This is a genomic window from Streptomyces sp. NPDC101219, assembly GCF_044767675.1.
GTDB lineage: Bacteria > Actinomycetota > Actinomycetes > Streptomycetales > Streptomycetaceae > Streptomyces.
In genome coordinates, this window is record NZ_JBIWOK010000001.1 from 85,320 (window position 1) to 107,125 (window position 21,806).

The 21,806-nt window shown below is 74.4% G+C and carries 20 protein-coding genes and 2 pseudogenes; 5 read left to right on the forward strand and 17 right to left on the reverse strand.

The features are described from left to right. Nucleotides 1-137 precede the first annotated feature (137 nt). Entirely contained in the window at nt 138-968 is an 831-nt protein-coding gene (locus tag ACIRPP_RS00435; protein WP_403636670.1) for an alpha/beta fold hydrolase, read from the reverse strand. Between the two features lie 265 nt (nt 969-1,233). Between ACIRPP_RS00435 and ACIRPP_RS00440 the strand changes: the two genes are divergently transcribed. Together ACIRPP_RS00440 and ACIRPP_RS00445 are read left to right on the forward strand one after the other, a co-directional pair. Beyond that, the gene (locus tag ACIRPP_RS00440) at nt 1,234-2,121 is read left to right on the forward strand and encodes an RNA polymerase sigma-70 factor (protein ID WP_403636671.1); all 888 of its coding nucleotides are present in this window, start codon (nt 1,234-1,236) and stop codon (nt 2,119-2,121) included. A 169-nt stretch (nt 2,122-2,290) separates the two neighbouring features. Further along, the gene (locus ACIRPP_RS00445; RefSeq protein WP_403636673.1) at nt 2,291-3,052 is read left to right on the forward strand and encodes a GntR family transcriptional regulator; all 762 of its coding nucleotides are present in this window, start codon (nt 2,291-2,293) and stop codon (nt 3,050-3,052) included. A 140-nt stretch (nt 3,053-3,192) separates the two neighbouring features. Here ACIRPP_RS00445 and ACIRPP_RS00450 read toward each other — a convergent pair whose 3' ends face one another. The 3 genes and pseudogenes from ACIRPP_RS00450 to ACIRPP_RS00460 form a co-directional block, all read right to left on the reverse strand. Further along, nucleotides 3,193-4,350 carry an ROK family protein gene (locus ACIRPP_RS00450; protein WP_403636675.1) on the reverse strand — a complete coding sequence of 386 codons (1,158 nt, stop codon included), beginning with the start codon at nt 4,348-4,350 and terminating at the stop codon, nt 3,193-3,195. A 98-nt stretch (nt 4,351-4,448) separates the two neighbouring features. After that, complete coding sequence (locus ACIRPP_RS00455) at nt 4,449-5,105, reverse strand: response regulator (protein WP_403636677.1); 657 nt, start codon at nt 5,103-5,105, stop codon at nt 4,449-4,451. A gap of 133 nt (nt 5,106-5,238) precedes the next feature. After that, a pseudogene (locus tag ACIRPP_RS00460) lies at nt 5,239-5,613 on the reverse strand (sensor histidine kinase); the annotation flags it as partial. Between ACIRPP_RS00460 and ACIRPP_RS00465 the strand changes: the two are divergent. Further along, nucleotides 5,610-5,942, forward strand: a pseudogene (locus tag ACIRPP_RS00465) (ABC transporter permease); the annotation flags it as partial. The pseudogenes ACIRPP_RS00460 and ACIRPP_RS00465 sit on opposite strands and share 4 nt — an antisense overlap. Nucleotides 5,943-5,997: 55 nt before the next feature. Next, nucleotides 5,998-6,435 (forward strand): hypothetical protein, encoded by a 438-nt coding sequence (locus ACIRPP_RS00470; RefSeq protein ID WP_403636679.1) that lies wholly within the window; start codon nt 5,998-6,000, stop codon nt 6,433-6,435. A 28-nt stretch (nt 6,436-6,463) separates the two neighbouring features. Here ACIRPP_RS00470 and mug read toward each other — a convergent pair whose 3' ends face one another. The 12 genes from mug to bioB all read right to left on the reverse strand — a co-directional run bounded on the left by mug (nt 6,464) and on the right by bioB (nt 20,240). After that, nucleotides 6,464-7,009: a G/U mismatch-specific DNA glycosylase gene (gene mug, locus ACIRPP_RS00475; RefSeq protein WP_403636681.1), complete on the reverse strand. Its 546-nt coding sequence runs from the start codon at nt 7,007-7,009 to the stop codon at nt 6,464-6,466. 8 nt (nt 7,010-7,017) lie between these two features. Beyond that, nucleotides 7,018-8,460, reverse strand: a complete 1,443-nt coding sequence (gene purB / locus ACIRPP_RS00480; protein ID WP_403636683.1) for an adenylosuccinate lyase — start codon at nt 8,458-8,460, stop codon at nt 7,018-7,020. A gap of 73 nt (nt 8,461-8,533) precedes the next feature. Continuing rightward, nucleotides 8,534-9,310, reverse strand: coding sequence for an SGNH/GDSL hydrolase family protein (locus tag ACIRPP_RS00485; protein ID WP_403636685.1), 777 nt, complete (start codon nt 9,308-9,310; stop codon nt 8,534-8,536). A 60-nt stretch (nt 9,311-9,370) separates the two neighbouring features. Next, on the reverse strand, nt 9,371-10,384 hold the full coding sequence (locus ACIRPP_RS00490) for a hemolysin family protein (RefSeq protein WP_403636686.1): 1,014 nt from the start codon (nt 10,382-10,384) through the stop codon (nt 9,371-9,373). After that, nucleotides 10,381-11,811 carry a hemolysin family protein gene (locus ACIRPP_RS00495; RefSeq protein ID WP_403636687.1) on the reverse strand — a complete coding sequence of 477 codons (1,431 nt, stop codon included), beginning with the start codon at nt 11,809-11,811 and terminating at the stop codon, nt 10,381-10,383. The genes ACIRPP_RS00490 and ACIRPP_RS00495 overlap by 4 nt, the downstream gene beginning before the upstream one ends. Nucleotides 11,812-11,971: 160 nt before the next feature. Beyond that, nucleotides 11,972-12,397: a GNAT family N-acetyltransferase gene (locus ACIRPP_RS00500; protein ID WP_403636689.1), complete on the reverse strand. Its 426-nt coding sequence runs from the start codon at nt 12,395-12,397 to the stop codon at nt 11,972-11,974. A 96-nt stretch (nt 12,398-12,493) separates the two neighbouring features. Next, the gene (locus ACIRPP_RS00505) at nt 12,494-15,061 is read right to left on the reverse strand and encodes an FtsX-like permease family protein (protein WP_403636691.1); all 2,568 of its coding nucleotides are present in this window, start codon (nt 15,059-15,061) and stop codon (nt 12,494-12,496) included. Nucleotides 15,062-15,065: 4 nt separating this feature from the next. Further along, nucleotides 15,066-15,971 (reverse strand): ABC transporter ATP-binding protein, encoded by a 906-nt coding sequence (locus ACIRPP_RS00510; protein WP_403636693.1) that lies wholly within the window; start codon nt 15,969-15,971, stop codon nt 15,066-15,068. A 247-nt stretch (nt 15,972-16,218) separates the two neighbouring features. After that, nucleotides 16,219-16,947, reverse strand: a complete 729-nt coding sequence (locus ACIRPP_RS00515) for a class I SAM-dependent methyltransferase (protein ID WP_403636695.1) — start codon at nt 16,945-16,947, stop codon at nt 16,219-16,221. Between the two features lie 81 nt (nt 16,948-17,028). Beyond that, the gene (gene bioD, locus ACIRPP_RS00520) at nt 17,029-17,745 is read right to left on the reverse strand and encodes a dethiobiotin synthase (protein WP_403636697.1); all 717 of its coding nucleotides are present in this window, start codon (nt 17,743-17,745) and stop codon (nt 17,029-17,031) included. 1 nt (nt 17,746) lies between these two features. Next, nucleotides 17,747-19,027 (reverse strand): adenosylmethionine--8-amino-7-oxononanoate transaminase, encoded by a 1,281-nt coding sequence (locus ACIRPP_RS00525; protein ID WP_403636699.1) that lies wholly within the window; start codon nt 19,025-19,027, stop codon nt 17,747-17,749. Next, on the reverse strand, nt 19,020-20,240 hold the full coding sequence (bioB, locus tag ACIRPP_RS00530) for a biotin synthase BioB (protein WP_403636701.1): 1,221 nt from the start codon (nt 20,238-20,240) through the stop codon (nt 19,020-19,022). The genes ACIRPP_RS00525 and bioB overlap by 8 nt, the downstream gene beginning before the upstream one ends. A 146-nt stretch (nt 20,241-20,386) precedes the next feature. On the opposite strand from bioB, the gene ACIRPP_RS00535 reads away from it, so the two are divergent. Then, nucleotides 20,387-21,514, forward strand: coding sequence for an 8-amino-7-oxononanoate synthase (locus tag ACIRPP_RS00535; protein WP_403636703.1), 1,128 nt, complete (start codon nt 20,387-20,389; stop codon nt 21,512-21,514). A 61-nt stretch (nt 21,515-21,575) separates the two neighbouring features. Here ACIRPP_RS00535 and ACIRPP_RS00540 read toward each other — a convergent pair whose 3' ends face one another. Further along, on the reverse strand, nt 21,576-21,800 hold the full coding sequence (locus ACIRPP_RS00540; protein ID WP_403636704.1) for a DUF397 domain-containing protein: 225 nt from the start codon (nt 21,798-21,800) through the stop codon (nt 21,576-21,578). Nucleotides 21,801-21,806 lie beyond the last annotated feature (6 nt).

A 21,806-nucleotide genomic window follows, 5' to 3' on the forward strand; every position in this document is an offset into this window, starting at 1 on the left:
CCGTGGCGCGTCCGCCCGCGCGGAGGGCGCCCACGAGCCGTCCGCCCACGAGCCGTCCGCCCGCGCGGGAGGGTTGCCCGAAGTCCGTCCGTGCGCGAGGGCTCCCGCAGTCCGTCCGCCCGCCCGCGCCGGAGGCGTCAGCGGCTGCCGTCGAGGAGGACGCGCGCGACCAGCGCCGGGTCGTCGTTCATCGGCACGTGGCCGCAGCCCGGCAGCCGCACCAGCCGGGCGCGGGGGATCATCTGCTTCGCCCGCACCCCCTGACGGGGTACGAGGAGCCGGTCCTTGGCGCCCCAGGCCACGGTGACGGGGATGCCGGGCACGTCGTCGGTGAAGCGGACGGTGGTGCCGGCCCGCAGGGTCTCGGCGAACGCGGGCGCCCCGGCGAGCGCGAGCGTCTCGGCGACCACGGCCTCCGGCGCGCGGCGCCCGGGGCGGGCGTAGATGGTGCTGGTGAGGGCCGCGCGGCCGGCCGCAGACCGGGCGAGCCGCTCGACCAGCGGCTGCGGCATCCGCTCCGCGAGGCGCCGCATCGCGATCAGCACGCCGAAGGCGTAGCGCCGCTCGGTCTGCGTCCAGAAACCGGCGGGGGAGAGCGCGGTGACGGACCGTGCGAGCCCCGCCCGGCCCATCTCCAGCGCCAGCAGACCGCCGAGCGAGTTGCCCGCCACGTGGGGCCGGCCGATCTCCAGCTCCGCGCAGAGGGCGCCGAGGGCGGCGTTCATGGTCGGCAGGTCGTGGGGGAGGCCGTCGGGCAGCGCGGGGGAGGCGCCGAACCCCGGCAGGTCCACGGCGATCACCTCGCGCTCCGTCGCGAGGATGTCCACCACGGGGTCCCAGGCCTGCCGGTGATGGCCGATGCCGTGCAGCAGGAGGAGCGGTTCGCCTCGGCCCGCGCGCGTGTGGGACAGGGTCACGGTGTGCGGGCCGTGCGGGGTGGTGACCTTGAAGGAGACGGTCGCGGACATGATGGGTGCTCCTCGTCTGGGACTCGTGGGCCGGGGACCCGTGGGCCGGATCTCGTGGTCCGGGCGCGGTGCCGGACCCCGGACGCCGCCTGACGCCGTGAGACAGCTTGTCAGCAATTACTACCGACGGGTAGCCCCCGGTGCCGCATCCCCTCCGCACGCCGTGCCCGGATCCTGCCTCCCACGGCACGGACGCGCCCTCGCCGCCCCCGGGCGCGGCGGTCCGGCCTGGACACCGTCCCGTCCCGTCGGCTGGGATGGCCCGGTGAGCGACGACACCGTGACCGACGCCTTCGAAGAGCACCGCCCCGTCCTCCTGGGCGTCGCCTACCGCATGCTGGGCCGCGTGGCCGACGCCGAGGACGTCGTCCAGGACGCGTGGCTGCGCTGGGCGCACGGCGACCGCTCCGAGGTGCGCGAACCGCGTGCCTTCCTGGTGCGCGTCACCACCCGCCTCGCCATCGACCGGCTGCGCCAGATCAAGGCGCGCGGCGAGACCTACGTCGGCCCGTGGCTGCCCGAGCCGTACGTCACCGAGTTCGGCGAGGCCGTACCCGACACCGCCGAACGGGCCGTGCTCGCCGACTCCGTCTCGCTCGCCGTGCTGGTCGTCATGGAGTCCCTGTCGCCGCTGGAACGCGCGGTCTTCGTCCTGCGGGAGGTCTTCGGTTATCCGTACGCGGAGATCGCCGCCCTGCTGGACCGCGCCGAACCGGCGGTGCGCCAACTCGCCGGGCGCGCCCGCCGGCACGTCGACGAGCGGCGCCCGCGCTACGAGGTCGATCCCGCCCGGCGTCGCGACCTCACCGAGCGCTTCCTGACCGCCGCGGCCGGCGGCAGCCTGGAGCAGCTCCTGGAACTGCTCGCCCCCGACGTGCGCCTCGTCGGCGACAGCGGAGGCAAGGCCCGGGCACCCCTGCGCGAGCTGCACGGCGCCGACCACGTGGCCCGCTTCCTCACCGGCGTCGCGGGCAAGGGCGTCCCCGACGTCACCGTGCGCTTCCTGGAGGTCAACGGGGGGCCGGCCGTGCTCGTCCTGTCCGGCGGCAGGCCCGACTCCGTCTTCCAGGTGGACGTGGCCGAGGGCCGCATCCAGACCCTCTACATCATCCGCAACCCCGACAAGCTCCGTTCCCTGGCCCACATCGGATAGCGCCGCCCGCCTGCGCTCCGGGCGCCGGGCGGCCCGGCCGGGCCCCGCCGCCGGGTCGATTGGTATTGACCAAGGGTGTGGGCCGCCCTATGGTCGCTGATAAGTGCAACAACCTTTAATAAACAAGGGCGCTAAAACGCCGCCGCACACGGCGAACGCGGAGGACAGGGTGGGGACCACGCAGCTGGAAACGGTGCCGGAACCGAAGTACTGGCATCTCAGGACCGTGCTCAGCGAAGCGCTGGAGACCGAGTTCTCCGTGGGTGAGATCCTGCCCAACGAACGCGATCTCGCGGCCCGCTTCGGTGTCGCCCGCGCCACCCTCCGTCAGGCCCTGGAGCAGCTCGAACTCGAAGGCAGACTGCAGCGCCGCCGCGGCGTCGGCACGACGGTGGCACCCCCGCGCGTGGGTGTGTCCGTGGGTACGCAGCAGCACGCCTGGCCCGGCGGCCCCGACGACGCCTGGCAGACCCTCGACAGCACCCTGGAGGTCCCGTCCGCCGCGATCGCCGAGGCTTTGGCGACCGGCAAGGACGAGCCCGTCCACACCGTGCGCCGCTCGCGTGTGTCGCAGGGCCAGCCCGTCGCCGCCGAACTGCTGTACATCCCCGCGTCCTCCGTGCCCGACCTCTCCGGCATCGACGCCCCGTCCGGTCCGGCCCGCGCGCGTGCGGTCCTGCGGGAGCTGCAGCGCCTCGAACTGGAGCGGCAGGAGAACGCCGTGGAGCTGGGCTCCGCCCGCGCCGACGACGCCCGGGAACTGGACCGCCTGCCCGGCGCGCCCGTCCTCGTCGTCACCACCCGCTTCGTCGCCCGGAGCCGCACGGCCGCGCTGTCCGTGGCCACCTACCGGGCCGACACCTGCCGGCTCACCTTCGGTGACTCCGGCGGCGTCGAGATCCACCACGGCCCACAACGCCACGCCTCCTGACCACCGCCTCCGCCCCCCGGACCGCCGTCACACGACGGTGCCCCGGGGCGGACGCGCGCACGCCGTGCGCGGACGCACCCCCCCGGACCGCTTGCCCGCAGGCCGCCACCGGCGGGCGTGACCAACCGGCGGACCCTCGCCTACCGGCGGGCCGTCACCGCCCCCTCGACGGCGAAGAGTTGCTGCTCCACGTGGTCCAGGGCCAGCCGCAGCGCACCGGTGGCGACCACCGCCTCCCCGAGGAGGGACAGGGCCACCTTGGGCGGGCGCAGACAGTAGCGGGCCAGCTCGCGGCGCAGCGGCGCCAGCACACCGTCCAGGCCGGCCGCCCAGCCGCCGATCACCACCAGCTCCGGGTCGAGGGCCAGCACCAGCGCTGCCACGTCGTGGACCAGCCGCTGGATGAAGCGCTCCATGGCCGCGACCGCCCGCAGATCGCCCTCCCGCGCCTGCGCGAAGACCTGGGCGACCGCCTGCTCGTCCAGCGGGTGCAGCGGCTCGTCCGTGGTGGACAGCAGCGTCTCCGGGGTCACCTCCCGGCCCAGCAGGTGCAGCGCGCCGATCTCCCCGGCCGCCCCGCCATAGCCCCGGTGCAGCCGGCCGCCGATCAGTGCACCGGCGCCCGGACTCAGCCCGGCCAGCACGAAGACGACGTCGTCGGAATCGGTCGCCGCGCCCTTCCAGTGCTCGGCGACCACGGCCGCGTTGGCGTCGTTCTCCACCAGCACCGGGCAGGGGAAGGAACGGCCCAGCCGCTCGCCCAGCCCCAGCCCCGTCCAGCCGGGCAGGGCCGTGCCCAGCCGCACCGTGCCGTCCGCCTCGACGATGCCGGGCGTGCCGACACCCACGGCACGCAGCGAGTCCCGGGCGACCCCGGCGCGGCGCAGCAGCTCGGTCACGGCCGTCCGCAGCCGCTCCAGCCGCTCGTCGGCCGTCGCCGTCTCCCGCACCTCCTTGGCCTGGGCCCCGATGATCCGCCCGTCCAGTCCGGACAGCAGGGCGCTCACCCGGTGCGGGCCGATCTCCAGGCCCAGCAGATGCCCGGCCTCGGTACGGAACCGGAACCGGCGGGCCGGCCGCCCCTGCCGCCGGGCGGTGCCCTCCTCGGCGGCCTTCTCCGCGACCAGTCCGGCCTCGATGAGGCCCTCCACGACGCCCTCGACAGTGGGCCGGGACAGCCCTGTGACCCCACTGATCTCGGTCAGCGTCGCACAGTCCGCGGACCGCAACGCGTGGAGCACCACCGCGGAGTTGATCCTCCGCAACAGCGAGGGGTCCCCGCCGGTCAGCCGACCCACCGTCCGTCCTCCGAGCTCGTGCGGGTGTTGGCCGGATCGTACTCGGCGCGGCGCACCCCGGCGACCTCCGGGCACCCGGGCCCCCACGGCCCACGCCCTCAACGGGGCGTCACGAACCCCGACTCGTACGCGGCGATCACCGCCTGCGTGCGGTCCCGCGCCCCCAACTTCCCGAGCAGGCTGCTGACGTGCGACTTCACCGTCTCCGCCCCCACGACGAGCCGGGCGGCGATCTCCGCGTTCGACAGTCCCCGCGCCATCAGCCGCAGCACATCGGCCTCGCGCTCGGTGAGCCGCGTCGGCCACGACGGGGCGTCCTCCTCCGGCTCACCCGCCCCGTAGGAGGCGGCCAGTCGGCGCACCGAGGCCGGGAACAGCAGGGAGTCGCCCTCGGCGACCAGCCGGACCGCGTGCACGATCTCCGCCGGGCGGGCCCGCTTCAGCAGGAACCCGTCGGCCCCCGCGCGCAGCGCGTCGTAGACGTACTCGTCGTTCTCGAACGTGGTCACCACCAGGATCTTCGGCGGTGTGCCGGAGGTTCGCAGCAGGGCCCGGGTGGCCTCGATGCCGTCCATCAGAGGCATCCGCACGTCCATGGCCACCACGTCCGGCCGCAGCTGCCGCACCAGCGGGATCACCGCCGCGCCGTCGGCGGCCTCGCCGACCACCTCGATGTCGGGCTGGGCCTCCAGCACGGCCCGCAGACCCGCGCGCACCAGCGGTTCGTCGTCGACGAGCAGGACGGTGACCGGCATGCGGACAGCCTAGAGCGTCCCCCGGACCACGCCGCACCCGAGGGTCACCGGGCACCGGCCATCGCGGGCCCCGGGCACCGCCGTACACCGCAAAGCGCGGCGCGGCGGCCGCGCACCGGTCGGGACGGACGAGTCAGGCCACCGGCAGCTCGGCGCGTACCCTCCAGTTCCCCTGCTCGGGCCCCGTCCACGCGCGTCCGCCGAGGAGCGCGGCGCGCTCCCGTATGCCCCGCAGGCCGCTGCCCTCCCGGTGGCCGGGAGCGTCCCGCGGCAGCGAATTGCGCACGTCCAGGCACAGCGTGCCGTCGGCGACGCCGATCCGTACCCGCACCGGGACCGCCCCGGCGTGCCGCAGCACGTTCGTCAGCGCCTCCTGGAGGATGCGGTAGCCCTCCCGGGACACCGGACCCGGCACCGTCTCCACCGGCCCGGTCACCTCGGCGTCCACCGTCGCCCCCGACGCCCGCGCCGACTCCAGCAGACGGTCGGCGTCCACGAGGGCGGGGCGGTACCGTCGGCGAGCAGGTCCGCGCGGTGGTGGGCTGCGCCGTCTACCTGATGCTGATGGCGCTGTTCTCCGCCGGGCTCGCCACGGTGCTGCGCAGCCAGGTGGCGACGCTGTCCGTGCTGATCCCGTTCATCCTCATGGTGTCCTTCGTGATCGGCGACATGTCCGGCACGGTCGCCGACGTCCTGCCGGACCGGGCCGGCCAGGTGATCCTCCACCAGTCCTACGACGGAATCCTCGGCCCCTGGGCGGGACTTGCCGTGAGCGCGCTGTGGACGGCGGCGGCCCTGCTGGCCGGCGCGTGGAGCCTGCGCCGCCGGGACGCCTGACCGGGGCCTGCTGACGCCCCGCCAAGTGTCAGTGGCGGCGGGTTTACTGGAACCCATGGACATCGCCCGGCACATGGCCCTCCTCGACGAGCTGTGCGTCCGCCCCTTCCCGGCGGACCACGGCCCGTCGCACGGTGGTCCCCGGGGACCGGGACTCCACGTCGCGGTGCTGGCGGGCAGTCACCCCCTGCGCGCCGACCCGGCGTCGTGGGCGGTGGCCGTCGAGCAGATCGAGGCGGAGTGCGAGGCCCTGCGGGAGCGGCTGACGGCGCGCTGGGGCCGGCCCGGCCTGTGGAACCTGCAGACGGTCCTGCTGCGGACCGAGCGGGAGGAGATACCCGAGCCCTGGGCGTGGCTGAGCGCCCGGGCGGCCACGGCGTGGCTGTGGGAGGTGGAGGGGACGGGACGGTGGGCGGCGGTGGCCGTCGCCGACCGGGACGGCGCCGACGGGGTGCAGCTGCTGGCGGTGGTCAGCGACATACCACCGGCCTGACCGCCCCAGGGAGGGTGGGCAGGGGGCGCTACGCCCGCGCGGCCTCCCGCAGCCGGGCGAACTCCTCCGCCAGGGTCGTGGGCGTCCAGTGGGCGTTCAGCCCGCTCGGGTTCGGCAGCACCCACACCCGCGTGTCACCGATCGTGCGGTCCTGCGGCCCCACCCGGGCGGCGCGGTCGTCGAACGCCACCCGGTAGGCGGTGACGCCCAGGACGGCGAGCCAACGGGGCCGCAGCCGGGCCACCTTCTCCGCGAGCAGCCGCCCGCCCTCCTGGTACTCCCGCGCGGTCAGCTCGTCCGCCCGTGCGGTCGCCCGGGCCACGACGTTGGTGATGCCGAGCCCGTAGCCCAGCAGCTCCTCCTGCTCCGCGGGCGCCAGCAGCCGCGGCGTGAACCCGGAGCGGTGCAGCGCGGGCCAGAAGCGGTTGCCGGGGCGGGCGAAGTGGTGGCCCGTCGCGGCCGTCATCAGGCCCGGGTTGATGCCGCAGAACAGGACGTCGAGGCCGTCCGCGACCACGTCCGGCACCAGCCGGTCACGGGCGGCCTCCAGCTCCTCGCGGGTGAAACGGGGCACGGAGCGGGTCAGAGGATCGCCCCGGGGGAGTAGCCCGCGGCCTCCGGGTGCTGCTTGACGATCGCGTCGATCCGCCCCACCACGGCGGCGACCTGGCCGGCCGCGGCACCGGTGAAGGACAGCTTGTCCGCCATCAGCTCCTCCAGCTCGGCCCGGCTCAGCGGCAGACGCTCGTCGGCGGCCAGCTTGTCCAGCAGGTCGTTGCGCTCGGCGCCCTGCTCCCGCATCGCCAGCGCCGTGGCGACCGCGTTCTCCTTGATCGCCTCGTGGGCGACCTCCCGGCCGACGCCCGCGCGCACCGCGCCCATCAGCACCTTGGTGGTGGCGAGGAACGGCAGGTAGCGGTCCAGCTCCCGGGCGACGACCGCGGGGAACGCGCCGAACTCGTCGAGGACGGTCAGGAACGTCTCCAGCAGCCCGTCGAGCGCGAAGAACGCGTCCGGCAGCGCGACCCGGCGCACCACCGAGCAGGACACGTCGCCCTCGTTCCACTGGTCGCCCGCCAGCTCGCCGGTCATCGAGGCGTAGCCGCGCAGGATCACCATCAGGCCGTTGACGCGCTCGCAGGAGCGGGTGTTCATCTTGTGCGGCATCGCCGACGAGCCGACCTGGCCCGGCTTGAAGCCCTCGGTGACCAGCTCGTGCCCCGCCATCAGGCGGATCGTCTTCGCCAGCGACGACGGCGCCGCCGCGAGCTGCACCAGCGCGGTCACCACCTCGTAGTCCAGCGACCGCGGGTAGACCTGGCCGACCGAGGTGAACGCCTCGGAGAAGCCCAGGTGCCCGGCGATCCGCCGCTCCAGCTCCGCCAGCCGCTCCGTGTCACCGCCGAGCAGGTCCAGCATGTCCTGCGCGGTGCCGACCGGGCCCTTGATGCCGCGCAGCGGGTAGCGGCCCAGCAGTTCCTCCACGCGGCCGTGGGCCACCAGCAGTTCGTCGGCGGCGGTCGCGAACCGCTTGCCGAGCGTGGTCGCCTGCGCGGCCACGTTGTGCGAGCGCCCGGCCATGACCAGCTCGCCGTACTCCCCGGCCAGCCTGCCCAGCCGTGCCAGCACGGCGACGGTGCGGTCCCGCATCAGCTCCAGCGACAGCCGGACCTGCAGCTGCTCGACGTTCTCGGTGAGGTCCCGGGAGGTCATCCCCTTGTGGACGTGCTCGTGCCCGGCGAGGTCGTTGAACTCCTCGATCCGTGCCTTCACGTCGTGCCGGGTGACCTTCTCGCGCTCCGCGATCGAGGCCAGGTCGACCTGGTCGAGGACGCGCTCGTAGTCGGCGATCGCCGCGTCCGGAACCTCGATCCCCAGGTCCTTCTGGGCCCGCAGCACGGCGAGCCAGAGCTGCCGCTCCAGCCTCACCTTCTGCTCGGGCGACCAGAGCGTGGCGAGCTCGGCGGAGGCGTAACGTCCGGCGAGGACGTTCGGGATACGGGGCTTGGCAGGCGCAGCAGTCACGTGTACGGAGTCTACTGGCGGTTCCTGCAGGCAGCCGCCACGGGGTGATTCGGCGGAACCTCCAAGGCCGGGGTCACCCGTGGTCGTACGGCAGCAGGTCGGGACGCTTGGGCGGCAGGCCGTCGCCGGAGGAGCGGCCGGTCAGACGGCGGCCGATCCAGGGCAGCAGGTGCCGGCGGGCGAAGCGGACGTCGGCGACCCGGCGGGAGGCCCAGCCCGACGGCAGGGTCGCCGCCGGCGGGATCGCCCAGTCCGGGTCCTCGGGCGGGTGGCCCAGCGTCTGCCACACCGCTTCCGCGACCCGGCGGTGCCCCTCGGCCGTCAGGTGCAGCCGGTCCACGTCCCACAGCCGGGGGTCGGAGAGCGCGGGAGCCCCGTACAGGTCCACCACCAGCGCGTCGTGCCGTCCGGCGAGTTCCTCGACGCAGGCGAACAGGGCCTCCATGCGCGGACGGAACCGCTCCAGCACCGGTCCCTGACGGCCGGGGCTGCGCATCAGCACCAGTTGCTTGCAGTTCGGGGCCAGCCGCTCCACGGCCTCGGTCAGCAGGTCGCGGACCCGGACCATGTCGCACTTGGGGCGCAGCGTGTCGTTGAGGCCCCCGACGAGGGTGATCACGTCGGGGCGCATGGCCGCCGCCACGTCCACCTGTTCGTCGACGATCTGCTGGATCAGCTTGCCGCGCACGGCGAGGTTCGCGTAGCGGAAACCGGGGGTGACGGCCGCCATCCGGGCGGCCAGCAGATCCGCCCAGCCCCGGTACGTTCCGTCGGGCAGGAGGTCCGACATGCCTTCGGTGAAGGAGTCGCCGACCGCGACCAGGCTGGTGTGGGTGGGGTTCGTCTGCATGGCGCCACCGATGCTATCCGGTGCACATACCCAGCGGTCGGTCGGCTCCGGCCCAGGGGCTCAGGCCCGCTGCCCGAACAGCTCCTGCAGCACGTCCTCCATGGTGACCAGCCCGGCCAGCTTCCCGTCGGCGCCCAGCACGGCCGCCAGGTGCGTCCGGCTGCCGCGCATGGCCGTGATGACGTCGTCCAGCGGGGTGCTCTCCCGCACCCGCGCGATGGGGCGCATGTCCCGCAGCCGGAACGGCATGTCCCTGGGCGAGGCGTCGAGCGCGTCCTTGACGTGCAGGTAGCCGACGATCCGCCGCCCCTCGTCCACCACCGGGAAGCGGGAGAAGCCGGACTCCACCGACAGCGCCTCCAGCCCCTCCGGGGTGACACCCAGGCGGGCGTACACCACCCGCTCCAGCGGCATCACCACGTCCCGGACCGGCCGGCGGCCCAGCTCCAGGGCGTCGTTCAGCCGCTCGCGCGCACGGTCGTCGATCAGCCCGGCCTCACCGGAGTCCTTGACGATCTGCGCCAGCTCCGCGTCCGAGAAGGACGCCACGACCTCGTCGCGCACGTCGACGCGCAGCAGCTTCAGCAGCGTGTTCGCGAAGGCGTTGATGGTGAAGATCACCGGACGCAGGGCGCGGGAGAGCGCCACCAGCGGCGGGCCCAGCAGCAGGGCGCTGCGGGTGGGCTCCGCCAGCGCGACGTTCTTCGGCACCATCTCGCCGAGCAGCATGTGCAGATACGTGGCGAGCGTCAGCGCGATCACGAACGACACCGCGTGCCCCGCGCCCGCGGGGACGCCCACGGCCTCGAACACCGGCTCCAGCAGATGCGCGATGGCCGGCTCGGCGACCACACCGAGGACCAGGGTGCACAGGGTGATGCCGAGCTGCGCGGCCGCCATCAGCGCGGACACGTGCTCCAGCCCCCACAGCACGCTCCGCGCGCGCCGGTCGCCCCGGTCGGCGTGCGGCTCGATCTGGCTGCGGCGCACCGAGATCAACGCGAATTCGGCGCCCACGAAGAAGGCGTTGACGACGAGCGTCGCCAGACCGATCAGCAGCTGTACGGCGGTCATCGCCGCGCCCCCTTGTCGTCGTGCCGGTGCCCGCCCCGGGTGCCGTCCGTCGCGGGTTTCCCGCCCGGCGCGTCGTCGTGGCCGCCGTCGTCCCCGCCGCCGTCGGAGGAGCGGGTGCCGTCGTCGAGCGGCGCGTGCAGCAGCAGGCGCGCGGCCCGGCGGCCGGTCGCGTCCACCACCTCGACCCGCCAGCCGGAGACCTCGCACACGTCCCCGGCTGCCGGTATCCGCCCCAGCCGGGTGGCGACCAGGCCGGCCAGCGTCTCGTACGGACCCTCCGGGGCACGCAGGCCGACCCGGGTGAGCTGGTCCATGCGCGCCGAGCCGTCGGCCGAGAACAGGGCGTGCCCGTCCTCGTCGGCGCCGGCCCGCGCCAGGTCGGGCGTCTCGTGCGGGTCGTGCTCGTCGCGGACCTCCCCGACGACCTCCTCGACGATGTCCTCCAGGGTGGCGACGCCCGCCGTGCCGCCGTACTCGTCGATGACGACGGCCATGGTGCGACGGCCGGAGAGCCGGTCCAGGAGCCGGTCGACGGTCAGTGATTCGGGCACCAGCAGCGGATCGCGCATCATCTCGGACACCGGCACCCGCGCCCGGCGCTCGGCCGGTACCGCCAGGACGTCCTTGACGTGGGCGGTGCCCACCACGGCGTCGAGGGTGCCGCGGTAGACGGGGAACCGGGACAGGCCGGTGGCACGCGTCGCGTTCGCCACGTCCTCGCAGGTCGCCTGGACCTCCAGGGCGACGACCTGGACGCGGGGCGTCATCACGTTCTCCGCGGTGAGGTCGGCCAGGTTCAGGGTGCGGACGAACAGCTCCGCGGTGTCCGGCTCCAGGGCGCCCTCCTTGGCGCTGTGCCGGGCGAGCGCCGCGAGTTCCTGCGGTCCGCGCGCCGACTCCAGCTCCTCGGCGGGTTCCAGCCCCATGCGGCGCACAATGTGGTTGGCCGTGTTGTTCAGGTGGGTGATGAAGGGCCGGAAGGCGGCGCTGAACCAGCGCTGCGCGTTGCCCACCCGCTTGGCGACGGCGAGCGGCGAGGAGATCGCCCAGTTCTTCGGCACCAGCTCGCCGACCACCATCAGGAACACCGTGGACAGGGCCGTGCCGATCACCAGGGCCAGCGAGCGGGCCGCGGACTCGGACACCCCGATGCCCTTCAGCGGCCCGGAGATCAGCGCCGCGATCGACGGCTCCGAGAGCATGCCGACCACCAGGTTGGTGACGGTGATGCCGAGCTGCGCTCCGGACAGCTGGAACGTCAGGTTCCGTACGGCCTTGAGGGCACCCGCGGCGCCCCGTTCGCCGCGCTCGACCGCGCGCTCCAGCTCGGCCCGCTCGACCGTGGTGAGGGAGAACTCGGCCGCGACGAACGCGCCGCAGGCGAGCGAGAGCAGGATCGCGACCAGCAGGAGGAGCACTTCGGTCATCGGGACACCTCCGTCCCATGGTCGGACAGGACCGGGACGCATGCGCGACGGCGCGTACAGGGAGGCTCGCCCATGGGCGGACGCACACAACCTTTCATGGAGGACCGAGTGGCCATCCAAGAGTAAAGGATGGGCAAAAGGCGGATCGGTGGCCTGTGGATCACGCGCCGAGCGGCTTCACCCAGCGCCGCCACCGCTCCTCGGGCCCGTACCCGGCGGCGCTCCAGGCGAGGTGAGCGGTGGTGTTGTCCCGCAGCACCATCGCGTCGGCCCGACGCCCGCCCAGGGCCGTGAAACGCTCCTCCGCCGCCGCGAGCAGCGCGGAGGCGACGCCCTGCCGGCGGCGCCCCGGGTGTACGGCCAGCCGGTACAGGTGGCAGCGCCAGCCGTCGAAGCCGGCGATCAGCGTCCCGGCGAGTTCACCGTCCTGCTCGGCGAGGATCAGCGCCTCGGGATCCCGGGCGGCCAGCCGTTCCACGCCGGCCCGGTCGTCGCTGATGCTGGTGCCCTCCGCGGCCACCTTCCAGAAGGCCAGGACGGCGTCGAGGTCGGCGGCCGTGGCGGCCCGTATGCGCAGCTCGTTCATGCCCCGATCACAGCACGGGGCACGCGCCCCCACCGGGGAATTCCACGATCCGGACCACCCGCCCGCGCCCCGCCCGCGCCGCACTCCGGCCCGCCCTCAGTCGTGCGCGATGGCCTCCAGGACGTTCATCCGCGACGCGCGCAGTGCCGGCAGCAGGGCCGCCGCGATGCCGATCACGGCCGAGCCGACGACCACCGCGACGATCGTCCCCCAGGGGACGGCGAACGCGGTCATGCCCTGCAGGGCCAGGACCTGCTGCGTGCACACGCCCCACACCAGGCCCAGCGCCAGTCCGAGCACCGCGCCGAAGACCGCGATGACCACCGACTCCAGCCGGATCATCCGCCGCAGCTGCCGCCGGGCCAGTCCGATCGCCCGCAGCAGTCCGATCTCCCGGGTGCGCTCCACCACCGACAGGGCGAGGGTGTTGACCACCCCGAGCACCGCGATGATGATCGCCAGCCCGAGCAGGGCGTAGACGAGGTACAGCAGGACCGCGATCTGGTCGTGCACCAGGTCCTTGTACTCGGCCTGGTCGCGCGCCTGGACCTGCGGGTAGGGCTCGAGCGCCGTCTCCAGGCGGTCGCCCAGGACGTCCGCCTCCGTGCCCGGCGCCGCGTTCACGTACAGCGAGGACTCCTGTCCGCCGGGCAGGTACTTCTCGACCGTGGCGATGCCCATGAACAGCCCGCCCTGCATGCCGAAGCCCTCGCCGCCCGCCATGTCCGTGAGGGCGGTCACGGTCAGCTCGGTGCGCTGCCCGCCGGGGAACTCGACAGGGACGGCGGTGCCGACGCGGACGCCGTGATCCTCGGCGAAGTCCGCGTCCATTGCGATGCTGCCGTCGGCCAGGGCCGCCGCGGTGTCGCCGCTCGCGTAGGTGACGTTCGCGACGTCGTCGACCTCGTCGTCGTAGCCGGCGGCGGTCGTCTCGATCCGCTCCCCGTCCGGCAGGTGCACGGCCAGCGGGGCGAACCGCTGCCGCACCACCAGCCCGACGCCCTCCGTGTCCCGCACCCGGTCGGTGACCTCCTGGGAGAAGGGCAGGAAGTTGGCGTTCTGGACGACGAAGTCCGCGCCCAGCGTCTTGTCGATCTGCTCGTCGAAGGAACGGGACATCGAGGCGCTGGCCACCGACATGCCGCCGACCAGGGCGAGCCCCACCATCAGTGCGGCCGCGGTGGCACCCGTACGGCGCGGATTGCGCAGGGCGTTGCGCTGGCTCATCCGCCCCACCGGACCGAACAGCACCGGGAAGGCGGCCCCCAGCACCCGGATCACCGGCCGTACCAGCAGCGGCCCGGCGACGACCGTGGCGACCAGGGTGAGGACGACGCCGAGGCCCAGCAGGGACGCCGCGGTCGAGGTCTCCCCGGACAGCGCGCAGCCCACGAGGGCCGCGGCGCCCAGCGCCCCCAGCGCGGAACCGGCCACCGCGCGCGTGCGCAACGGCCGCCCCACGCCGGCGATCTCGGCGTCCGCGAGCGCCGCCATCGGCGACACGCCCGCCGCGCGGCGGGCCGGGAGATAGGCGGCGACGAAGGTCACGCCCACGCCGACGGCATAGGCGGACACGGGCGTGATCCAGCCGATGACGATCTCGGCGGCCTTCAGGTTCATCCCGACGGTGCTCATCAGCGCGATCAGGCCGAAGGCGAGCCCGATACCCGCCGCCAGACCCAGCGTCGAGCCGACCACGCCCAGCAGCACGGCCTCGGTCAGCACCGAACGGCGCACCTGCCGCCGGTCGGCTCCGATCGCGCGGAGCAGCCCGAGCTCGCGCGTGCGCTGGGCGATCAGCATCGAGAACGTGTTGACGATCAGGAACACGCCCACCAGTACGGCGATCCCGGCGAATCCGAGCATGACGTACTTGATCACGTCGAGGAACCCGCCGAGCTGCTCGGCGGCCGTCTGCGCGGTCTCGTCGGCGGTACGCACCTCGTAGGCGCCGGACCCCAGTTCGGCGGTCACCCGCTGCTTCAGCACGTCGTCGGACACGCCCGGGGCGGCCGTCAGGGAGATGCTGGTCGCCAGGTCGGCGGAGCCCAGCAGCTCGGTCGCGGCGACCCCGGGGTCGAGGAAGACCAGCGCCGCTCCCGGATTGGTGGTGGTGAACGTCGCGATCCCGACGATCTCCACCTTGAACGAACCGGGCTGCGCCTGCACCGTCAGGGTGTCCCCGATCCCGACGCCCTTGGAGTCGGCGGTGTCCGCGTCCAGGACCGCCTGGCCGGGGCCGCGCGGTGCGCTGCCGGAGGTCAGCTCGACGACACTCTGCTCGCTGACGTGCCAGTCCACGGCGAGGGTGGGCGCCCCGGTGGTCGAGCCGAGCGACCGGTCGTCCTCGTCGACCACCGTGATGTTGTCGGCCTCCACGTCCGGGTGGCCCGACGCGACGCCGTCGAGCGCCGACAGCCGCTCGGCGAGCGACGCCGGCAGGGTGCGGACCGCACCCGTCGGCACCGAGGACTGCAGGTCCTCCCGGGGGGTCACGGTGACGTCGGCGGACGAGGACGCGAAGAGACGGTCGAAGGTACGGGAGACCGTGTCGGAGAAGATCAGGCTGCCCGCGACGAACGCCACGGACAGCACGACGGCCAGCGCCGACAGCAGCAGCCGGCCCTTGTGGGAGAGGAAGCTCCTCAGCGTCGCCTTCAGCACGGTCTCAGTCCTCGCCGTGTCCGGCCCGCTCCGCCGGGGCGGCGGCGGTACCCTCGTCGGCGGCCGCTGCGGGTGCCGCTTCAGGTGTCGCTCCGGGTGCCGCTCCGGGCGGGGGCGCCTCGCCGTCGGCCTTGGCGCGGATCACGTCGAAGCGCTTCATCCGTTCCAGCACGGCCTCCGCCGTGGGCCGCGGCATCTCGTCGACGATGCGGCCGTCCGCCAGGAACAGCACGAGGTCCGCGTGGGCGGCGGCGCCCGGGTCGTGGGTGACCATGACGACGGTCTGGCCCAGCCGGTCCACGGCCTCGCGGAGCATGCCGAGCACCTCCAGCCCGGCCCGCGAGTCCAGGTTGCCGGTCGGCTCGTCCGCGAAGATCAGCTCGGGCCGCGACGCCAACGCCCGGGCGCAGGCCACCCGCTGCTGCTGGCCGCCGGACAGCTGCGCGGGCCGGTGCTCGAGCCGGTCCCGCAGCCCCAGGGTCTCGATCACCTGCTCCAGCCACCCCTCGTCCGGTTTCCGGCCCGCGATGTCCATGGGCAGCGTGATGTTCTCCAGCGCGTTCAGCGTCGGGATGAGGTTGAACGACTGGAACATGAACCCGATCCGGTCGCGGCGCAGACGGGTCAGTTCCCGGTCCCGGAGGCCGGTGATCTCGGTGTCCCCGAGCCACACCTGGCCCGCCGACACCGTGTCCAGCCCGGCCAGGCAGTGCATGAGCGTGGACTTCCCCGACCCCGACGGCCCCATCACGGCGGTGAACCGGCCGCGCACGATGTCCACGTCCACCGAGTCCAGGGCGAGCACGGCGGTCTCGCCCGATCCGTACGCCTTGGTCAGGCCGCGGGCGCGGGCCGCGATCCCGTCGGCCGACGCGAGGCCGGGGGCGTGCTCCGCAGCTGGTGTGGACAAGACCGCCTCCTGGGGGTGGACGGGGTGGACGCGGATACGGCGTCCGGGCGCCCCGTCGTGTTCGTCGCGCCCGAGGGTAATGTGACGTGGTCCACACCCGGTATCCCCCGTGGGTGCGGGAGCGTCTCCGCCCCAGGTGCCGGATCCCCGATGCCGGTGTAAGGGGCACCCGGTTCGGCCGCCCCGCACCACGTGCCCCGCGCCCGCCCCCCGTACCGCGTGCCCCGCGCCCCGAAGGGCGACCCGCTCAACGTCCGCCGACCGGCCCCGACGGCTCCGCCGGAGGCTCCGAGGCGTCCGTCACCGGGCGCCACGCCGTGCCGAGCGAGCAGTACGACGTGGGCAGCACCGGCCCCTCCTCGGGCATCAGCATCCGCCGGTAGGGCCCGAGGACGAACCCGGCCTCCCGCAGCGCCGCGACCGGGTCGCGGGCCAGGTGGCAGCCGCCGGCCAACGGCGGGTACACCGTCCGGTCCAGCGCCCGCTGGGTGAGCCGCATGGCGCGGCCGCCCCCGCTGCCGTGCTCGAAGAACCTCACCTCGCCGCCCGGCCGCAGCACCCGCCGGAACTCCGCGAGCGCCCGGGGCACGTCCCGCACGCTGCACAGCACCAGGGACACCACCACCGCGTCGAACGCCTCGCTCTTGACGGGCAGGGCCTCCGCCGCTCCCGGTGCCACGTCCACCGGCACCCGGGCGCGCAGCGCCGACTCCACGGCGAGGGAACGCAGCCGGCGCTCCGGTTCGATGGCCACCACCTCGGCGACGGTGTCCGGATAGTGCGCGAAGTTCAGGCCGTTGCCGGCGCCCACCTCGAGCACCCGTCCGGACAGTCCGTCGAGCAGGCGGCGCCGCACCCGGGCCATCCCCATACGGGACTCGGCGGCCACGCTCGCCCGGGCGTACCAGCGGGCGAACAACGGATGGTGCACGCAGTCCCGGCTCTGACCGGCGGGGCGGGCGGACCGTAGGCGCATGAGGACCTCCCTGGACGGGCGTACCGCAATTCTCCCCCGCGGCGCCCCTCCCGCACCCCCTTCGGCGGTCCGGAGGCGCGGTCAGGGAGCCTCGCGGGCCCGGAACGCCTCCGCGTCCCACGTCCCGTCCAGGCGCGGGGCCAGCCAGCCGGGTGCGGCCGTCCGGAAGGCGTCCGGGGGCCGGGCCGCCGCCCCGGCCGGGACCGCGCCCAGCAGCGGAAGCCCGCTCACCTCCGGCAGGTCCGCCAGGTTGCAGCGCGCGGCCAGGCCGGGCGCCCCGGGCCAGCTGCCGATGACGACGCCCGCCGCCTCCAGGCCCCGGCGGTCCAGTTCACGCGCCGTCAGTTCGGTGGCGTTCAGCGTGCCCAGTCCCGCCGACGCCACCACCAGCACCGGTGCCGACAGCAGGGCGGCCGCGTCCGCGAGCGTGCCGCCGGCCGCGTCGAACCGGACGAGCAGGCCGCCCGCGCCCTCCACCAGCACCAGGTCGTGCCCGGCGGCCAGCGCGGCGGCACGCTCGGCGACGTCGTGCGGACGCACCGCGGCCAGGCCCGCCCGCCGGGCCGCCGTGGCCGGGGCCAGCGGCTCGGGGTAGCGCCGTGTCTCGGCCGCCGTCACCGGGCCGGCCAGCCGCAGCACCTCCTCGACGTCGCCGGGCTCGCCCGGCCGCACGCCCGTCTGCGCCGCCTTCAGCACGGCGACCGACCGGCCTGCGGCCAGCGCGGCGGCGGCGACCGCGGCCGTCACCACCGTCTTGCCCACCTCGGTCCCGGTGCCCGTGACCACCAGTACCGCCACGTCAGCCCTCCTCGGCGGCGGCGCACACCGCCCGGGCGATCCGCGCCACGTCGACGTCGTGCGTGACGAACGGCGGCATGGTGTAGATCAGGTCGCGGAACGGCCGCAGCCAGACCCCCTCGCGGACGGCCGCGGCGGTCGCCGCGGTCATGTTGACCGGGCGGTCGAGCTGGACGACGCCGATGGCGCCGAGGACCCGCACGTCACGCACGCCCGGCAGATCCGCGGCCGGAGCCAGCCCCTCGCGCAGCCCCGCCTCGATCCGCTTGACCTCGGCGAGCCAGTCCTGTCCGAGCAGCAGTTCGACCGACGTGCAGGCCACGGCGGACGCCAGCGGGTTGCCCATGAAGGTGGGCCCGTGGGCGAGCACCGGCACCTCGCCGCGCGAGATGCCGTCGGCCACCCGCGCGGTGCACAGCGTGGCCGCCATCGACATGTAGCCGCCGGTCAGCGCCTTCCCCAGACACATCACGTCCGGGGTCACGGCGGCGTGGTCCGCCGCGAACAGCGCGCCGGTGCGTCCGAAGCCGGTCGCGATCTCGTCGAGGACGAGCAGCACTCCGTGCTCGTCGCACGCCTCCCGCAGCACCCGCAGGTAGGCGGGGGAGTGGAACCGCATCCCGCCCGCGCCCTGCACCACCGGTTCGACGATCACCGCGGCCAGCTCCGCCGCGTGCCGCCCGATCAGCTCCCGCAGCCCCTGCGCGTACGCCTCGTCGTACTCCGCGGGCGGCGCGTCGGCGAACACCTGCCGGGGCAGGACACCCGCCCACAGCCCGTGCATCCCGCCCTCCGGGTCGCACACCGACATCGGCTGCCAGGTGTCCCCGTGGTAGCCGCCGCGCCAGGTCAGCAGCCGCCGCTTCCCGGGGCGGCCCAGCGAACGCCAGTACTGCAGGCACATCTTGACCGCGACCTCGACGGACACGGACCCGGAGTCCGCGAGGAAGACGTGCTCCAGCCCCTCGGGCGACATGTCGACAAGGAGCTTCGCCAGCCGTACCGCGGGCTCATGGGTGAGCCCGCCGAACATCACGTGGCTCATCCGCCCGAGCTGGTCACGGGCGGCCTCGTTGAGGACCGGGTGGTTGTAGCCGTGGATCGCCGACCACCAGGAGGCCATGCCGTCGACCAGCTCGCCCGAGCCGTCCGCGAGCCGCAGCCGCACCCCGCTCGCCGACTCCACGACGAGCGGTTCCTGACGGCCCGGCATGGGCCCGTACGGATGCCAGACGTGCTGCCGGTCCAGCGCCAGCAGCTCGGCGACCGACCGCTCAGGCATTGGGAGCGAGGTCCGTTCCGGCACCGCGGCGGCGGACCGCGACCAGGTCGGGGCGCGGCTCCTCGGCCGCCGGGACGGTCTCCGGCGCCGCGTCACCGCACGCGTGCCCGGCGGCCGGACCGCAGCCGCCCGCACCGCAGGACGCCGGCTCGCCGGACGCCGCGGACCCGCACACGTCCCCGGCGCCGTGGCCCCCGCAGCCGCCGCCCGTGCGGTGCTCGGGCAGGGTCACCTGGTCGGCGCCCTCCACCTCGAACCCGGCGTCCGCGATCATCTCCAGGTCGGCCCGGCCCGCCTGGCCCTCACTGGTGAGGTAGTCGCCCAGGAAGATCGAGTTGGCCAGGTGCAGCGCGAGCGGCTGCATGCTGCGCAGCTGCACCTCGCGGCCGCCGGCGATGCGCACCTCGACGTCCGGGCACACGAACCGGGTCATCGCCAGGATCCGCAGGCAGCGCTGCGGGGTGAGGTTCCACTGCTCGGCGAGCGGGGTGCCCTCGAACGGGATCAGGAAGTTGACCGGCACCGAGTCCGGGTCCAGCTCGCGCAGGGCGAACACCACGTCGACGAGGTCCTCGTCGCTCTCGCCCATGCCCGCGATCAGCCCGGAGCAGGCCGACAGACCGGCCGCGTGCGCCTTGCGCACCGTGTCCACCCGGTCGGCGTACGTGTGGGTGGTGGTGATGTCCCCGTAGGTCGCCTCTGACGTGTTCAGGTTGTGGTTGTAGGCGTCCGCCCCGGCCTCCCGCAGGCGTTCCGCCTGGCCGTCGGAGAGCAGGCCGAGACAGGCGCACACCTCGACGTCCTCGTTCTGGTCCTTGATGGCCCTGATGGTGTCCGAGACCCGGTCGACGTCCCGGTCGGTCGGGCCGCGGCCGCTGGCCACCAGGCAGACCCGCTTGGCCCCGCCCGCGAGACCGGCCGCGGCGGCCTTGGACGCCTCGTCGGGCTTCAGCCACGTGTACTTGAGGATGCCGGCCGTGGAGCCGAGCCGCTGGGAGCAGTAGGAGCAGTCCTCCGGACAGAGCCCGGACTTGAGGTTGACCAGATAGTTCAGTTTCACGCGGCGCCCGAACCAGTGCCGCCGCACCTTCCCGGCCGCGGCCACCACGTCGAGCAGCTCGTCGTCCGACGTCCCGAGGACGGCCAGAGCTTCCTCGCGGGTCGGCGTCTCGCGCCGAAGCCCCTTGTCCACCAGCGTGTTCAGCAGGTCCATGAAAGCCGATCCTGTCCTACTCGACCGCCCCGGGCCAAGGAGACTTCGGACAACAGACCCGCTCGGGCGTGTGGGTATCACCACACGGTGCTCCCGGGCCGCTCCCGCTAGTGTCTGTGCACTGCCTACAAAGGACCGGAGGGGCCATGGCGTTCGGCTGGATCGAGGAACAGGCGCGGACACGCCGCCGCGCCGGTCTCGTCAGGACGCTGCGTCCGCGCCCGGCCGATGCTCCGCTCGTCGACCTGGCGAGCAACGACTACCTGGGCCTGGCCCGCCACCCGGAGGTGACCGAGGGGGCGGCGCGGGCCGCCCGCACCTGGGGCGGCGGCGCGACCGGCTCCCGGCTCGTCACCGGCACCACCGAACTGCACGCCGAGCTCGAGCGCGAACTGGCCGCGTTCTGCGGCCACGAGTCGGCGCTGGTCTTCTCGTCCGGTTACGCCGCCAACCTCGCCGCGGTCACCGCGCTGGCCCCGCACGGCTCTCTGATCGTCTCCGACGCGGGCAACCACGCCTCCCTCATCGACGGCTGCCGGCTGGCCCGCGGGACCACGCAGGTGGCGGCGCACGCCGATCCGGAGGCGGTGCGCAAGGCGCTCGCGGGCCACGACGGGCCCGCCGTCGCCGTGTCCGACACGGTGTTCTCGGTGGACGGGGACGCCGCCCCGCTCACCGCGCTCGCCGCGGCCTGCCGGGAGCACGGCGCGGGTCTGGTGCTCGACGACGCACACGGCCTGGGGGTCCTCGGCTCGGGCGGCCGCGGCGCGCCGCACGCGGCCGGGCTGGCGGGTGCCGACGACGTGGTCGTGACGGTCACCCTGTCCAAGTCGCTCGGCAGCCAGGGCGGTGCGGTGCTCGGACCCGCCCGGGTGACGGAGCATCTGGTCAACGCGGCGCGGACGTTCATCTTCGACACGGGCCTGGCGCCCGCCGCGGCGGGCGCCGCGCTGGCGGCCCTGCGCCTGCTGCGCCGCGAGCCGGAACGGGCGGCCCGGGCGCACGCCGTGGCGCGCGAGCTGCACGCCCGGCTGACGGCCGCGGGCCTGGACGCGGTGCGTCCCGACGCCGCGGTCGTCTCCGTGCGGGCTCCGTCCCCGGAGCAGGCCGTGCGATGGGCGGCCGACTGCCGGGCGGCCGGTCTGTCCGTGGGCTGCTTCCGTCCTCCTTCCGTGCCCGACGGCGTGTCACGGCTCAGACTGACCGCCCGCGCGGACCTGTCCGGGGCGGAGATCGGACGCGCTGTACAGGTGATCGGCGAGACGCGGCCATGAGTCGGCGTGGCACGGCCGTGCGTCGCCCGGCGGGTGGAGGGGCCGGTGGCCGAGGGGCCGTTCAGCCCGTCCCGGCGACGAAGCGCGCCCAGCTCCCGGGGGAGAAGGCCAGCGCGGGTCCGGCCGGGTTCTTGGAGTCACGCACGGCGAGCAGTCCGGCCCAGGGGCCGTCCGCGGGCCGGGCCGTCTCGACACAGTTGTTGGCGCCCGTGCTGTAGCTGCTGCGCAGCCACCGCACACCGGGCAGATCGGTACTGGAAGGAATGGTCCGAGGCGGTGCAGGCATCGTGCC

Excerpts from the sequence above, each read along its gene's own strand:
- ACIRPP_RS00435 (WP_403636670.1), bottom strand. The coding sequence starts at position 968 with ATGTCCGCGACCGTCTCCTTCAAGGTCACCACCCCGCACGGCCCGCAC.
- ACIRPP_RS00515 (WP_403636695.1), bottom strand. The coding sequence starts at position 16,947 with ATGCGCCTACGGTCCGCCCGCCCCGCCGGTCAGAGCCGGGACTGCGTG.
- bioB (WP_403636701.1), bottom strand. The coding sequence starts at position 20,240 with ATGGACCTGCTGAACACGCTGGTGGACAAGGGGCTTCGGCGCGAGACG.
- ACIRPP_RS00540 (WP_403636704.1), bottom strand. The coding sequence starts at position 21,800 with ATGCCTGCACCGCCTCGGACCATTCCTTCCAGTACCGATCTGCCCGGT.
- ACIRPP_RS00495 (WP_403636687.1), bottom strand. The coding sequence starts at position 11,811 with ATGACCGAAGTGCTCCTCCTGCTGGTCGCGATCCTGCTCTCGCTCGCC.
- ACIRPP_RS00490 (WP_403636686.1), bottom strand. The coding sequence starts at position 10,384 with ATGACCGCCGTACAGCTGCTGATCGGTCTGGCGACGCTCGTCGTCAAC.
- ACIRPP_RS00500 (WP_403636689.1), bottom strand. The coding sequence starts at position 12,397 with ATGAACGAGCTGCGCATACGGGCCGCCACGGCCGCCGACCTCGACGCC.
- ACIRPP_RS00485 (WP_403636685.1), bottom strand. The coding sequence starts at position 9,310 with ATGCAGACGAACCCCACCCACACCAGCCTGGTCGCGGTCGGCGACTCC.
- ACIRPP_RS00525 (WP_403636699.1), bottom strand. The coding sequence starts at position 19,027 with ATGCCTGAGCGGTCGGTCGCCGAGCTGCTGGCGCTGGACCGGCAGCAC.
- ACIRPP_RS00470 (WP_403636679.1), top strand. The coding sequence starts at position 5,998 with ATGGACATCGCCCGGCACATGGCCCTCCTCGACGAGCTGTGCGTCCGC.
- ACIRPP_RS00535 (WP_403636703.1), top strand. The coding sequence starts at position 20,387 with ATGGCGTTCGGCTGGATCGAGGAACAGGCGCGGACACGCCGCCGCGCC.
- ACIRPP_RS00455 (WP_403636677.1), bottom strand. The coding sequence starts at position 5,105 with ATGCCGGTCACCGTCCTGCTCGTCGACGACGAACCGCTGGTGCGCGCG.